At 66.8% G+C, this 12,306-nt stretch carries 16 protein-coding genes; 10 read left to right on the top strand and 6 right to left on the bottom strand.

Translation table 11 applies throughout. The features are described from left to right. Positions 1-27: 27 nt before the first annotated feature. The 8 genes from BZG29_RS11670 to BZG29_RS11635 all read left to right on the top strand — a co-directional run bounded on the left by BZG29_RS11670 (position 28) and on the right by BZG29_RS11635 (position 5,021). On the top strand, positions 28-609 hold the full coding sequence (locus BZG29_RS11670; protein WP_253192857.1) for a YfiR family protein: 582 nt from the start codon (positions 28-30) through the stop codon (positions 607-609). 8 nt (positions 610-617) lie between these two features. Then, entirely contained in the window at positions 618-1,877 is a 1,260-nt protein-coding gene (locus BZG29_RS11665) for a diguanylate cyclase (protein WP_253192856.1), read from the top strand. Between the two features lie 16 nt (positions 1,878-1,893). Next, positions 1,894-2,397 (top strand): OmpA family protein, encoded by a 504-nt coding sequence (locus BZG29_RS11660; protein WP_077402620.1) that lies wholly within the window; start codon positions 1,894-1,896, stop codon positions 2,395-2,397. Between the two features lie 8 nt (positions 2,398-2,405). After that, on the top strand, positions 2,406-2,900 hold the full coding sequence (locus BZG29_RS11655) for a gluconokinase (protein WP_077409067.1): 495 nt from the start codon (positions 2,406-2,408) through the stop codon (positions 2,898-2,900). A 71-nt stretch (positions 2,901-2,971) separates the two neighbouring features. Then, positions 2,972-3,289 carry a DUF3144 domain-containing protein gene (locus BZG29_RS11650; protein WP_077402617.1) on the top strand — a complete coding sequence of 106 codons (318 nt, stop codon included), beginning with the start codon at positions 2,972-2,974 and terminating at the stop codon, positions 3,287-3,289. Beyond that, the gene (locus BZG29_RS11645; protein WP_150130875.1) at positions 3,289-4,209 is read left to right on the top strand and encodes a fatty acid desaturase; all 921 of its coding nucleotides are present in this window, start codon (positions 3,289-3,291) and stop codon (positions 4,207-4,209) included. Before BZG29_RS11650 ends, BZG29_RS11645 begins: the two co-directional genes overlap by 1 nt. 75 nt (positions 4,210-4,284) lie before the next feature. Continuing rightward, positions 4,285-4,680 (top strand): helix-turn-helix domain-containing protein, encoded by a 396-nt coding sequence (locus tag BZG29_RS11640; protein WP_077402611.1) that lies wholly within the window; start codon positions 4,285-4,287, stop codon positions 4,678-4,680. Continuing rightward, positions 4,662-5,021: a hypothetical protein gene (locus tag BZG29_RS11635; RefSeq protein WP_077402608.1), complete on the top strand. Its 360-nt coding sequence runs from the start codon at positions 4,662-4,664 to the stop codon at positions 5,019-5,021. Before BZG29_RS11640 ends, BZG29_RS11635 begins: the two co-directional genes overlap by 19 nt. 4 nt (positions 5,022-5,025) lie before the next feature. Here BZG29_RS11635 and BZG29_RS11630 read toward each other — a convergent pair whose 3' ends face one another. The 5 genes from BZG29_RS11630 to BZG29_RS11610 all read right to left on the bottom strand — a co-directional run bounded on the left by BZG29_RS11630 (position 5,026) and on the right by BZG29_RS11610 (position 10,132). After that, positions 5,026-5,565, bottom strand: coding sequence for a gamma carbonic anhydrase family protein (locus tag BZG29_RS11630; RefSeq protein WP_077402605.1), 540 nt, complete (start codon positions 5,563-5,565; stop codon positions 5,026-5,028). 35 nt (positions 5,566-5,600) lie between these two features. Next, positions 5,601-6,332 carry a CPBP family intramembrane glutamic endopeptidase gene (locus tag BZG29_RS11625; RefSeq protein ID WP_077402602.1) on the bottom strand — a complete coding sequence of 244 codons (732 nt, stop codon included), beginning with the start codon at positions 6,330-6,332 and terminating at the stop codon, positions 5,601-5,603. Between the two features lie 91 nt (positions 6,333-6,423). After that, positions 6,424-7,629, bottom strand: coding sequence for a benzoate/H(+) symporter BenE family transporter (locus BZG29_RS11620; RefSeq protein ID WP_216350364.1), 1,206 nt, complete (start codon positions 7,627-7,629; stop codon positions 6,424-6,426). Between the two features lie 95 nt (positions 7,630-7,724). Beyond that, positions 7,725-9,200 (bottom strand): PLP-dependent aminotransferase family protein, encoded by a 1,476-nt coding sequence (locus BZG29_RS11615; protein ID WP_077402597.1) that lies wholly within the window; start codon positions 9,198-9,200, stop codon positions 7,725-7,727. Then, positions 9,197-10,132, bottom strand: coding sequence for a hypothetical protein (locus BZG29_RS11610; protein WP_077402594.1), 936 nt, complete (start codon positions 10,130-10,132; stop codon positions 9,197-9,199). Before BZG29_RS11610 ends, BZG29_RS11615 begins: the two co-directional genes overlap by 4 nt. Positions 10,133-10,283: 151 nt before the next feature. On the opposite strand from BZG29_RS11610, the gene BZG29_RS11605 reads away from it, so the two are divergent. Both BZG29_RS11605 and BZG29_RS11600 read left to right on the top strand, forming a co-directional pair. After that, the gene (locus BZG29_RS11605) at positions 10,284-10,751 is read left to right on the top strand and encodes an META domain-containing protein (RefSeq protein WP_077402591.1); all 468 of its coding nucleotides are present in this window, start codon (positions 10,284-10,286) and stop codon (positions 10,749-10,751) included. Between the two features lie 55 nt (positions 10,752-10,806). After that, positions 10,807-11,517: an HAD-IA family hydrolase gene (locus BZG29_RS11600; RefSeq protein ID WP_077402588.1), complete on the top strand. Its 711-nt coding sequence runs from the start codon at positions 10,807-10,809 to the stop codon at positions 11,515-11,517. Here BZG29_RS11600 and BZG29_RS11595 read toward each other — a convergent pair. After that, a complete protein-coding gene (locus BZG29_RS11595) occupies positions 11,474-12,304 on the bottom strand; it encodes an ATP-binding cassette domain-containing protein (protein ID WP_077402585.1) in 831 nt (276 codons plus the stop codon). The genes BZG29_RS11600 and BZG29_RS11595 overlap by 44 nt on opposite strands. Positions 12,305-12,306: the final 2 nt, after the last annotated feature.

Here is a 12,306-nt window from a genome sequence, read left to right as displayed (position 1 = left end):
CCCGACCCGAATAAAGACACCGACGCCGTGCCCTCCTCCCCTCGCCACCGGCAGCGCTCCGCGCCGCCAGCCCTGTTCGCTGTCGTGCTGCTGGCCTCGCTGCTCGCCTGCAGCGCGCTGGCGCCGTGCGCGGTGTGGGCGCAAACGGGCGCGGCGGCCGACGCCAGGCGTCCCGCCGAGGTGGCCCAGGTCCTGTTTGGCATCGTCAGCTATGTGCGCTGGCCCGTGGCGCGCCAGGAAGTGCGCGTCTGCATGGTCGGTGCACCCCGCTACGGCGCGGCCATCGTCGACACGCCCGCCTCCAGCCTGGGCCAGCGCATCCGCGTGAAAATCCCGGCGCTGGCAAGCGCGGCCAGCGAATGCGACGTCGTCTACCTGGGCAGCCTGCCCGAGGGAGAGCGCGAGCACTTGCTGGCGCAGCTCATCGGCAAGCCGATTTTATCGGTCGCCGAGCCCGGCACATCGTGCACCGTGGGCACCATGTTCTGCCTGCGCCTGAACGAGGCGCAGATCGGTTTTGACGTCAACCTCGACGCCATCGCCCGCAGCGGCCTGCGCGTGCATCCGAACGCCTTGCAAATTGCACGTCGCAAGGGACCGCCGCCATGAGCGCCCGCATGAGCAACAAGCCTGCCCGCCCGCCCCGCCCCACGCTCGACAGCGTGCTGCGGCGCGCCCACCTGAGCGTATCGCTGATCGCCGTGCTGGCGGCCGGCCTGACCCTGACGGCCGTGGCGCTGCTGGCCCTGCGCGTGTATTCGGACCAGAACCTGCGCCTGGTGGCCCGCTCGATGAGCTACACGGTGGAAGGGGCCGTCGTCTTTGGCGACGCCATGGTCGCCAGTGAAGCGCTGGCCTTGATCGGCGTCAATGAGGATATCGACCAGGCGCAGGTGAGCGACAAGGCCGGCAAGGTACTGGCCCGCTGGGAACGGGGCGAACACAGTACCCGCTACTACATCGAACGCGCGCTGACGGGCTGGATGCTGCCCGATTCGCTGACCTTCCCCGTCACGCGCAATGATCAGGTCATCGGCAACATCACCCTGGTGCCGCACAGCCGCAGCCTGCTGCCCTTCCTGCTCAGCGGCCTGGCCTGCCTGCTCGCCTGCCTGGTGCTCAGCCTGGCCGTCGCCGTGCGCCTGTCGCGCCGCATGGAAACGGAAATCACGTCGCCCCTGCGCCACCTGGCGGAAACGGCCCACCGCGTGCGGCGCGACCGCTCGTTCGAACTGCGCGTGCCGCCAGCCAATATTGCCGAGTTGAACCAGATCAATGACGACTTCAACGCCCTGCTCGACGAACTGGAAGCATGGCAAAGCCATCTGCAAAAGGAAAACGCCTCGCTGTCGCACCGCGCCAACCACGACAGCCTGACGGGCCTGTCGAACCGCGCCTTCATGGAAGCGGAGCTGGAACGCGCCATCCTCGAAGCGCGGGTCGGCAATGGCAAGGTGGCCGTGCTGTTCCTCGACAGCGACCGCTTCAAATACATCAACGACACCTTCGGCCATGCCTCGGGCGACCGGGTGCTGGTGACGATCGCCGCGCGCATCAAGCAGCAATTGCGCGAGGGCGACCTGGTGGCGCGCCTGGGCGGCGACGAATTCGCCATCCTGCTCAAGCCGCTGCGCAACAGCAGCGACGCCATGCATATCGCCGACAACATCATCGCTGCCATGGCGCAAGCCATTGAATTACCCACCGGCAACAGCATCGTCAGCTCGCTGACCATCGGCGTGGCCGTCTTCCCCGACCACGCCATCGACGCCGTCTCGCTGGTAGGCGCGGCGGATGAAGCCATGTACCGCGCCAAGCAGGCGCAGCGCGGCACGCGCCAGGTGGCGCGCCTGCCGCAACCCCATATTCACCCCTGAACCAAGGAGCAACACCATGCAATTTCTCTACAAGCAATTTCGCCGCGGCGTCCTCGGTCTGTTCATGCTGGGCCTGCTGGCCGCCTGCCAGAGCACGCCAGAAATCAAACCGCTGTTCAATGCCGAGCAAGTCGCCACCTTGAAGGAGCAAGGCTTCAACCAGACCGACGAAGGCTGGGAACTGAGCTTTACGGACAAGCTGCTGTTCGAATTCGACGCCGCCAAGCTGACGGCACCGAGCCGCAACGCCATCCAGAAAATCAGCGCCGCCCTGCTGAAAGTGGGCATTACCCACATGCGCGTGGAAGGCCATACGGATAACGAAGGCACGGAAGCGTACAACGACAAGCTGTCGCTGGCGCGCGCCAACGTGGTAGCCGACGCCATGAGCGCATCGGGCATTCCGCGCGACAACATCAGCGTCAAGGGCCTGGGCATGAGCAAACCGGTCGCCTCGAACGCCAGCAAGACGGGCAAGGCGGAAAACCGCCGCGTCACCGTCATCGTTTCGGCGCCTTGAGCCTGGGCGTGCCCGCCGTGCGCTGGGTCGTGATGGGCGTGTCCGGCTGCGGCAAGAGCGCCGTCGGCAGCCTGCTGGCCGAAGCCCTGCACGTGCCCTACGTGGAAGGCGACGACGTGCATTCGCCGCAAAACGTGGCCAAGATGGCGGCCGGCATCCCGCTCGACGATGCCGACCGGGCCGGCTGGCTGGCCGCCCTGCGCGACCGGATCGCCACGGCCCGCGCGCAAGGCAGCGGCCTCGTCGTTTCCTGCTCGGCCCTGAAACGCGCCTACCGCGACGTGCTGCGCGCAGGCGACCCGGCCCTGCGCTTCGTCCACCTGGACGGTCCGCGCGCCGTGCTGGAAAGCCGCTTGCAGCGCCCGGGCCACTTCATGCCCGCCAGCCTGCTCGACAGCCAGCTGGCCACCCTGCAGCCGCTGCAGGCGGACGAGGCCGGCATCGTGCTCGATATCCGTCAGCCGCTGCCCGCGCTGCTCGAACAGATCCTGCAAACGCCCTGACTGGCGGCCGTGCGGCTGGACAGCCCGCGGCCCCCTGTGTAGACTGGCGCGCACTTTCATGAGGGATTTTTATGAGCACACCAACGACAAAACCAGCACCGGGCCCGGAATTCTGGGAACGCGCCGACCAGGTCATCGCCCTGGCCAATGAGCAATGCATGCACAGCGGCGGCAATGAAGTCGCCACCTCGCTGCTGTACGCGGCCGCCCGCTTCAACGCCTTCCTCGTCGCCAGCAAAAGCAGCGACGTGGCCAAGATGCAGGCAGAGAAGGAAGGCGCCGTGGCCTTCTTCACGGAACAGTACAAGCGCATGCTGACCGACAACTTCAACGATTACATCACCAACTTCGACAAGTACACGCAACCGTCGTCGGCCCCCAAGGGCTGATGCCAACGGCCAGCCTGGACAGTCACCGCGTCCGCGCCAGCCACGCTGGCGAAGTGCTGGACGGCTCGGTGCGCTACGCGCCGCTGTCATCGCTGTGGCTGACGGCCATGCTGGCCGGCGCCATTGCCGGCGCCCTGCTCGCCTTCAGCTGGACGGGCATGGCGCTGTTTATCGTCAGCACGGCCATCGTCCTGCTGTTCGGCCACTCGCTGGGCAGCCACCGCAAACTGATCCACGACAGCTTCCAATGCCCGCAGTGGCTGGAATACCTGCTCGTCTACCTGGGCGTGCTGGTGGGACTCAGCGGCCCGCTGGGCCTGCTGCGCCAGCACGAGCTGCGCGACTATGCCCAGCGCTTGCCCGACTGCCACCCGTATCTGCGCCACGGCGCCGGCTTCTGGCGCGATGCCTGGTGGCAACTACACTGCCGCCTCGACCTCGACCACCCGCCGCACATCGCCATCGAGCAGCGCATCGCGCACGACCGCTTTTATCGTTTCCTGGAAACAACCTGGATGCTGCAGCAACTGCCGTGGGCCGTGCTGTTCTACGCCTGGGGCGGCTGGGGCTACGTCTGCTGGGGCGTCTGCGCGCGGGTCAGCGCCGGCGTGCTCGGCCACTGGCTGATCGGCTACTTCGCGCACAACCATGGGCAGATGCACTTTCATGTCGACGGCGCCGCCGTGCAGGGCAGGAATATCCGCCTGACCTCGCTCCTGACCATGGGCGAATGCTGGCACAACAACCATCACGCGTATCCGGGTTCAGCCAGGCTGGGCCTGCTGCCGGGCGAATGGGACCCGGGCTGGTGGATGCTGCTGCTGTTGCGGCGCCTGGGCCTCGTGTCGGGCCTGCGCCTGCCGCACGACCTGGCGCCGCGACCGGAATTGCGCCAGCGGCTGCCCGCCGATAGTTATTGACCAATCGTTCACCAATGCATATAGTGTAAGCAGATACGGGACATCCCGCCCCGCCGCACGCATTGCATACGTACCATGGCCAGACCGCGCAACTTCAACGAAACGACCGTCATCAGCCAGGCCGCCGCCGTCTTTGGCAGCCTGGGCTACAACGCCGCATCGATCGATGACCTGGTCAAGGCGACCGGTTTGCTGCGCGGCAGCCTGTACAAGGCATTCGGCTCCAAGCGCCATCTGTTCGAGCGCGTGCTGGCGCAGGCGCTGCAGCCTGGCTGGCCGGCGCGGGAAGAAGCGGTCGATTTACTGATCATCGCCTTGAAGGAACTGGCGCCCTCCGACGCCGCCATCACGGCGCTGTGCCGCGCCGCCGTGCTGGACACGGGCGCCGAGACGGCCCGCCTGCTGGGCGAACGCCTGTTAAGCCATCTGGATCAACCACCAAAGGAGACACCATGCCTGTCCTCGAATTGAACGACGATGCACTGACCATCCGCCTGGCCCTGTGGGAAAAGCTGGCGTCCTTTCACGGCAACCTGCATATTCCCCTGCAGCATGTGCGTGGCGCCACCGACGATGACGGTTTCCGCGGCACGGCCCTGGGCTTGCGCGCCCCGGGCACCAACTTGCCTGGCGTCATTTCGGCGGGCACTTACCACAAGGGGGGCGACCGCCAGTTTGTCTTCATGACGCGCGGCACGCAGCCGCTGGTCATCGAATTGCAGGGCGAAAAGTGGGCGCGCCTGGTACTCGGCGTGCCTGACGCGCGCGCCATGGCGGCGCGCATCAATGCGCTGGCCACGGCGCCAGCTTGACGCATCAGCCCGGCTCGCCCGCCAGGTAATTGTTCTTCACGCGCACGTAGTGCTCGGCCGAATAGCGCAGGTAGGCGATCTCGGCCTCGGTCAGTGCGCGCACCTTGGCGGCGGGACGGCCCACGTACAAGTGGCCGCTTTCCAGCACCTTGCCCGGCGACACCAGGCTGCCCGCGCCCAGCATCACGTGTTTTTCCACCACCACGTCATCCATGACGATACTGCCCATGCCGATCAGGCATTCGTCGCCGATGGTACAGCCGTGCAAGATCACGGAATGGCCGATGGTGACATACTTGCCGATGGTCAAAGGCGATCCATCGGGCTTGGCTGCATTCCTGTGCGACACATGGCCCATGGAAAAGTCCTGGATATTGCTGCCCTCGCCGATGACGATGCGGTTGACGTCGCCGCGCAGCACGCTGTTGCACCAGATGGAACAGTCGTCGCCGATCTGCACGTCGCCAATCACTTGCGCCGTGTCATGCAGGTAGACGCGCTCGCCCAGCACGGGACGGGTATTCAGGTAAGAGCTTACAGGCATTGTCTTCTCGTTTCTTTAACATTAAACAACAGGTTTCACACCCAGCCGGCGGCCAGCGCAAAAATCGCCAGCCCATGCGCCAGCGATGCGCCCAGCAAGCCGGCACGGCAATATACCAGCCCCGCCACCACGCCCTCGATCACGGTAAACACGAGGATGGGCGCGCCCACCTGCGTGACGGTGGCGGCGAGAAAAGCATGGCACAGGCCAAACAGCAGGCCCGACACCAGCGCCGCGCGCCAGGCCGGCAGCCAGGCGCGCAATTGCTGCTGCAGCAAGCCGCGAAACAGCAATTCCTCATAACAGTTGGCCGCCAGCGCAAAGCCCAGCAGCAAGGGCAGCGCGGATGGCGCAACGGGCGCCAGGGACGGCAAGCCGAACAGGGCTTTCAATCCCGTCGCCAAGGCGATGATCACGCACGCGCCCGCCACGCCCAGCAGCACGGACAGGGCCGGCCGCGTGCCCAGCCAGCGGATCTGCCGGCGCGCCTCGCTTTCCAGCCAGCAAGTACTCGCCACCAGGCCCAGCGACATGGCGCCCAGCGCCAGCAAGACCGGCGGCGGCGCCGTGAAGCGCAAGCCGCCCGCCGCCACTTGCCAGTAGCCGTGCGCCGTCATCGCGTCGCGCGCCAGCACGAAGAACAGCATATGCACGAGCACGCGCAGCAGCGGCACCGTCCGGGGAATGGCCAGCAGCAAGGCGGCGCAGACGAGGAAGGCGGGCGCGATCGCCAGCAGATACTGCGCCAGGGAAGTGATCTCGGGCATCGTTCAATCGTTCAGTGGTGCCAACGGGCACGGGCGCAGCAATTGTATGCGGCGGCCGGCAACATGGGCAAGCTGTCCGGCGATGCCGCCGTCAAGCCGCCTTGCGCCAGCCATGCATCAGCGCATGCGCCGCCAGTCCGGCCGCCAGTCCCCACAGGGCGCCGCCCACGCCCAGCAGGGTCACGTTCGCGGCCGTGGCAAGAAACGTGATCAGCGCCGTTTCGCGCATGCGCACGTCCGCCATCGCCTGCGCCAGGCTGTTGCCGATGGCGCCCAGCAGGGCCAGGCCCGCCAGCGCCGTAATAAAACTGCGCGGCAAGACCATGAACAGGCTGGCCAGGGTCACGCCGAAGATGCCCACGAGGATGTACAGCACGCCGCACGCCAGGCCCGCCACATAGCGCTTCGACGGATCCGCATGCGCATCCTTGCCCGTGCAGATGGCGGCCGTGATGGCGGCCACGTTGAAGGCGTGCGCGCCGAATGGCGCCATGAGCAGCGAACCGAGTCCCGTCACCGTCAAAATGGGATTGGCACTGACCTGGTAACCGTCATTGCGCAGCACCAGCATGCCGGGCATGTATTGCCCCGTCAGCGTAATCAGGAACAGGGGCAGCGCCACGCCCAGCAGGGAGGCCACGGAAAAGCGCGGCATCTCGAACACGGGCGCGGCCAGGGCCAGCTCGATGCCTTGCGCATCGATGCGTCCCTGCGCCAGCAGCAGGGCCAGGCCGATCAGCATGATGCCCACCACGGCAAAGCGTGCCGTGAAACGGCGCAGCACGGCGTACGACAGCAGCAATACCACCACCAGCAGCGGATCGGCGCTGGCGCCGCCAAACGCGTTCACGCCAAACTGCAGCAGGATACCGGCCAGCAAGCCGGCGGCGATGCCGCCAGGAATCCAGCGCACCAGGCGCTCGAAGGCGCCGGACATGCCCAGCACAATGAAGGCGATGGCGGAGATCATGTAGGCGCCGATCACCTCGGCATACGGCGTATGCGGCATGACGGTGGCCAGGAAGGCCACGCCGGGCGTGGACCAGGCCGTAATGATGGGAGCGCGGTAGCGGTAGCTGAGCCAGATGCCCGTCACGCCCACGCCGATGCTCAGCGACCAGACCCAGGACGCCGTCTGCGCGGCGCTCAGCTGGGCCAGCTGGGCCGCCTGGAACACCAGCACGAAGGTGCCGCCATAGTTGACGAGGACGGAAATGAAGGCCGCCATGATGGGGGACGCCAGGTCGCGCCAGCGCGCCCGGTCGGCCATCGCGGCCGTTGTGGTGGTTGATGTCATGTGTATGCCCCTGCCAATGAAAGGGAGCAGTGTAATGGCCACATGGACTGCTCAGGCAGGCCAATTTCCTCACATATAACAGACCACTTGCGCAGTCACCCCAGGGCGCGGGCCAGGCGGACGATGCCGCTGTCGATCTCGTGCGGTGTGAGCGCGGCAAAGCCCAGCAGCCAGCCGCCCCGCACCGGCGGCGTCGCATACAGCCGGCTCAGGCCCGGCAGCACGATGCCCGCCTGCGCCGCCAGGCGCAGCGTTTCCAGCTCGTCCCTGCCCTCGTGCAGCAGGCACGGCATCTGCAAGCCGCCCGGCGGCAGCTGCGCCGCGACCACGTGCGGCAAGTGCCGCTGCACGGCCTGCGCCATCGCATCGCGGCGCACGGCGTAGACCTTGCGCATGGCGCGCACATGGGCCGCGAAATGGCCATCGGCGATGAAACGGGCCAAGGTCAGCTGGTCCAGCTGCGGCGTGTGGCCATCGAGAATGCTGCGCGCATACGTCATCGGTTTCACCAGCGCGGGCGGCAGCACCATGTAGCCGATGCGCAGGCCCGGATACAGCGACTTGGCGAAAGTCCCCAGGTAAATCGTGCGCTGCCGCGTGTCGAGTCCCTGCACGCAAGCCGTCGGCAAGCCCGCGTAGTGAAACTGGCTGTCGTAATCGTCCTCGATGATCCAGCCCTGGCGCTCGGCGGCCCAGGCAGTCAGGGCCAGGCGGCGCTCGAGCGCCAGGGTGGCGCCCGTCGGGTATTGATGCGACGGCGTGACGTACACCGTGTTAGCCCCGCTGCGATCCGCCTGCAGGTGCTCGATGGACAAGCCATGCGCATCGACGGGTACTGGAATCACCCGCAATTGCGCCATCTCGAACGCCTTGCGCGCACCGAAATAGCCGGGGTCTTCCATCAGTATGGGACCATGCGCGTCGGCCAGCACTTGCGCGCACAGGTACAAGGCCTGGCGCGTGCTGCTCAGCACCAGCACCTGGTCCGCCGTGGCCCGCGCGCCCCGCTCCAGGTTCACATAGTCGGCGATGGCCTGGCGCAAAGGCCCGGCCCCTTGCGGGTCGCCGTGCAGCAGCACGCCGGCACTGTGTTCGCCGGCGGCCTGGCGCCGCAAGCGCTCCCACACGTCGACGGGAAAGGCCCGCGTTTCCGGCAAGCCCGTGGCGAAGGCCTTCACGCTCTGCTGGTCAGTCACGCCGCCGCTGGCGAGAATCTGCGCGCCGCGCGCGCTGAGCGCCACCGGCTGCGCGGACAAGGGCGGCAACGCAGTCGCAGGCTTGCCCAGCAAGCTCGCGCCTATCGTCGGCGAGACAAAACTGCCCGATCCCGCCTGCCGCCGCACATAACCATCGAGGCGCAGCTGCGCATACGCCATTTCCACCGTCTCGCGCGACACGCCCAGCGACTGCGCCAGCGCGCGCGTGGCCGGCAGGCGCAGGCCGGGCGCCAGCACGCCGTCGAGTATCAGCTGGCGCAGTGCGCGCTGCACCCGCACGCGCAAGTCGAGCGCCGCCAGTTCGGGCGCGGCGATACGGATTTTCAGGGTGTCGAGTTCGAACTGCGGCGTCATATGGCCTTGGCGCGGGCCGCATCCACGGCCGCCATGCTGCTGGCCAGCGAAAACCCGTGCTGCTGCAGCACCGCCACCAGCTGTTCGCCGGCGCAGCCGAGGCGCAGGTTTTCCGCCACCCAGTCCTGCCAGGCGGCACCGATCTCCGGCATGTGTTCTTCTTCCAGCGTGAGACCGAGTATGCAGCTGGCCAGCAAGCCGTTGATGCGCTTCGTGTCGATCAGGTGCTGCACCACCGCGTGACCCGACTGGGGATATGGGTGCAGGGTGCAGCGGCCGAACGCAGCCAGGCGCTGCGCGTGCATGGCGTCGAGATTCACCGATTCGCTGGCGCTGGCGCCAGGATTAGCCGCGTCCGGCCGCGTGCCGAACACCAGATGCAGCTGCGTATCGTCCGTCGCCCTGGCGCGGCACAGGGCCGCCAGGTCGTAGTAGCCAGACGGCGGCGGCTCTTGCGCCAGCGACTCCATCACGGGCAGCCAGCGCAGCTCGTGGTACAAACGCGCCTGCTGCACGTCGAGAAAGGAGAGCGGTCCGAAGGCGACGATCTGCTGCACATCCAGCAGCAAGCCATACATGACGGCCGCGTACGCGCCCATGGATTGGCCGAGGGTGGTGACGGTACTTGGCGCGATGCGGCGCACCAGTTCGCGCAGGGCTTGCGCCGTCTCATCCACGTGGCTGCCCAGGCCCGCGATGCGGCGGTGATACCAGGCATTGCCCGAATCGCGCACGAGGATCTTGTTCAGATGCTGGCCGCTGGCCTGCTCCAGCTTGCGCAGGCGCCCGTAGAAATCGAAGGCGGGACGCGTGGTCCACGAAACGAAGCCGAAGGCGATCACCAGCGGCGCGCCGGGCACGATGCGATCGACCAGCACGTCGTCGGCACTGGTGGCGACCAGTCGATTATCCAGCGCTTGCGCTTGCAGCATCGGCCCGGCTCCCCGATCAAGGTTGAAACAGCAGAAAGCATGAGTGTAATGCCAGTACTGGCAAAATGGAAACATTCGCCGCTGCGGTACGCGGGCAGGCACGGAAAAACTGCTAGTCTGGCGGCTATTCCCCTTGACACTGGAGTTCACCATGCTGCATCGCCTGACGCATCGTCTCACATACCTGTCCCTCGCCGCCGCCATCGCCATGGCCGGCGGCTGCGCCGCCACGTCCGACAGCGCCAAGCCGGACACCGGCCTGACGCCCAGCTACAGCCTGACGAATACCTACTGGAAGCTGACGCAGCTCGATGGCGCCCCGGTGACGATGGCGCCGCAGCAAGAGCGCGAAGTGCGCATCACCCTCACCGACGATGGCAAGGTCCATGGTTTCACGGGCTGCAACCAGGTCATGGGCGGCTACACGCTGGCCGGCACGGCCCTGCGCTTCACCCAGTTGGCCAGCACGCGCATGGCCTGCCCGCCGCCGTTGATGCAGCTGGAAAGCGCCGTGCTGGCCAACTTGAACAGTGTGACGGGCTACCGTTTCGAAGGCGAGTACCTGATCCTGCTCAAGGATGGCGCGCCCGTGGCCCGCTTTGAATCGGTCTACCTGTGAAATAAAAACCGGCTGCCGTTACAATGGCTTCCAGCCCATCATCCGGAAGGAAGCCATGTCCGCACTGCCCTCGCCGTCTTCATCCCTGACACCATCGGTCGCCGGCCGCTATCGGGCTTTTCTTTTTGATATGGACGGCACCGTCATCAATTCCATCGCCGCCGCCGAACGCATCTGGGGCACCTGGGCCCAGCGCCAGGGCCTCGACGTGGCGTCCTTTTTGCCCACCATCCACGGCGCGCGCTCGGTCGACACCATCGCCAAGCTGCGCTTGCCCGGCATCGACGCGCAGCGCGAATCGCAGGGCATCACGGATGCGGAAATCATCGATGTGGAAGGAATTATTGAAATCGCGGGCGCGCTGCGCTTCCTGCAGTCGCTGCCGCCAGCGCAATGGGCCATCGTCACTTCGGCGCCGAGGGCGCTGGCCACGGCGCGCCTGAAGGCAGCCGGCATGCCGATACCGGCCATCATGGTCACGGCGGAAGACGTCAAGGCGGGCAAACCCCGGCCCGATTGCTATTTGCTGGCGGCGGAAAAGCTGGGCGTGGCGCCCTCAGACTGTCTGGTATTCGAGGATGCCTCCGTCGGCATCGAGGCGGGCGAAGCGGCTGGCGCCAAGGTCATCGTCGTCACCGCCACGCATGCGCATCCGCTGGCCACGCGCCACCCGGCCATCGACAGCTACGAGGGCATCGTGGCGACCGTCGATGGCGACGGCTTTATTGTCCTGGCCGAGACGGCTGCAGCACCCGCGACAAGATAGCCTGCTCCAGCGCGGCGAAAGCCGCGGTGCCGCGCTGACGGGGGCGCGGCAAGTCCACCCGCACGTCCAGGGCGATCTGCCCATCCTCGATCAGCAGCACGCGGTCGGCCAGGGCCACGGCCTCGGCCACGTCATGCGTCACCAGCACGGCCGTGAAACCGCGCGCCAGCCACAGCGACTCGATCAGCTGCTGCATCTCGATGCGCGTGAGGGCGTCGAGCGCGCCCAGGGGCTCGTCGAGCAGCAGCAGTTGCGGCTCGTGCACGAGGGCGCGCGCCAGCGCCACCCGCTGTTTCTGTCCTCCCGACAGGGCTGACGGCCAGTCGTCCGTCCGCTCGGCCAGGCCCACCGTCCACAGCGAAGCGGCCGCCGCGCCGACGGAACGGGGCAGGCCCAGGGCCACGTTGTCGAGCACCGTCTTCCACGGCAGCAGCCGCGATTCCTGGAACATGATGCGGATATCGGGCGCGCCCACGCCGCTGCCGATGGCGATGCTGCCTTCATCGACGCTTTCCAGGCCCGCGATCGAGCGCAGCAAGGTGCTCTTGCCGCAGCCGCTGCGCCCCACGATGGCGACGAATTCTCCCGCTTCCAGCTGCAGGTCGACGTTTTTCAGGACCGGACGTTCGCCAAAGGCCTTGCTCAATTGCGTCAGTTCCAAAGGCACGCCACGGCGCGCCAAAGGAGCTTGCGGGGCAGCCTTGGCCTGCGGCGGCGCGCTGGCCGGGTCGTACTGGACGAAGTGCGACAAAAAATCCGTTTCGATCTGGATGGGGGCGAGCAGCATGG

Source organism: Janthinobacterium sp. LM6 (assembly GCF_002002885.1).
In the GTDB taxonomy this organism is placed as follows: Bacteria; Pseudomonadota; Gammaproteobacteria; order Burkholderiales; family Burkholderiaceae_D; genus Janthinobacterium; species Janthinobacterium kumbetense.
Note: the sequence above shows the minus strand (reverse complement) of the source record. Positions and strands in the feature narration are given on the sequence as shown.

Excerpts from the sequence above, each read along its gene's own strand:
- BZG29_RS11635 (WP_077402608.1), top strand. The coding sequence starts at position 4,662 with ATGCCTGTCCTCGAATTGAACGACGATGCACTGACCATCCGCCTGGCC.
- BZG29_RS11610 (WP_077402594.1), bottom strand. The coding sequence starts at position 10,132 with ATGCTGCAAGCGCAAGCGCTGGATAATCGACTGGTCGCCACCAGTGCC.
- BZG29_RS11625 (WP_077402602.1), bottom strand. The coding sequence starts at position 6,332 with ATGCCCGAGATCACTTCCCTGGCGCAGTATCTGCTGGCGATCGCGCCC.
- BZG29_RS11605 (WP_077402591.1), top strand. The coding sequence starts at position 10,284 with ATGCTGCATCGCCTGACGCATCGTCTCACATACCTGTCCCTCGCCGCC.
- BZG29_RS11600 (WP_077402588.1), top strand. The coding sequence starts at position 10,807 with ATGTCCGCACTGCCCTCGCCGTCTTCATCCCTGACACCATCGGTCGCC.
- BZG29_RS11620 (WP_216350364.1), bottom strand. The coding sequence starts at position 7,629 with ATGACATCAACCACCACAACGGCCGCGATGGCCGACCGGGCGCGCTGG.
- BZG29_RS11640 (WP_077402611.1), top strand. The coding sequence starts at position 4,285 with ATGGCCAGACCGCGCAACTTCAACGAAACGACCGTCATCAGCCAGGCC.
- BZG29_RS11665 (WP_253192856.1), top strand. The coding sequence starts at position 618 with ATGAGCAACAAGCCTGCCCGCCCGCCCCGCCCCACGCTCGACAGCGTG.
- BZG29_RS11595 (WP_077402585.1), bottom strand. The coding sequence starts at position 12,304 with ATGCTGCTCGCCCCCATCCAGATCGAAACGGATTTTTTGTCGCACTTC.
- BZG29_RS11615 (WP_077402597.1), bottom strand. The coding sequence starts at position 9,200 with ATGACGCCGCAGTTCGAACTCGACACCCTGAAAATCCGTATCGCCGCG.
- BZG29_RS11660 (WP_077402620.1), top strand. The coding sequence starts at position 1,894 with ATGCAATTTCTCTACAAGCAATTTCGCCGCGGCGTCCTCGGTCTGTTC.
- BZG29_RS11650 (WP_077402617.1), top strand. The coding sequence starts at position 2,972 with ATGAGCACACCAACGACAAAACCAGCACCGGGCCCGGAATTCTGGGAA.
- BZG29_RS11645 (WP_150130875.1), top strand. The coding sequence starts at position 3,289 with ATGCCAACGGCCAGCCTGGACAGTCACCGCGTCCGCGCCAGCCACGCT.
- BZG29_RS11630 (WP_077402605.1), bottom strand. The coding sequence starts at position 5,565 with ATGCCTGTAAGCTCTTACCTGAATACCCGTCCCGTGCTGGGCGAGCGC.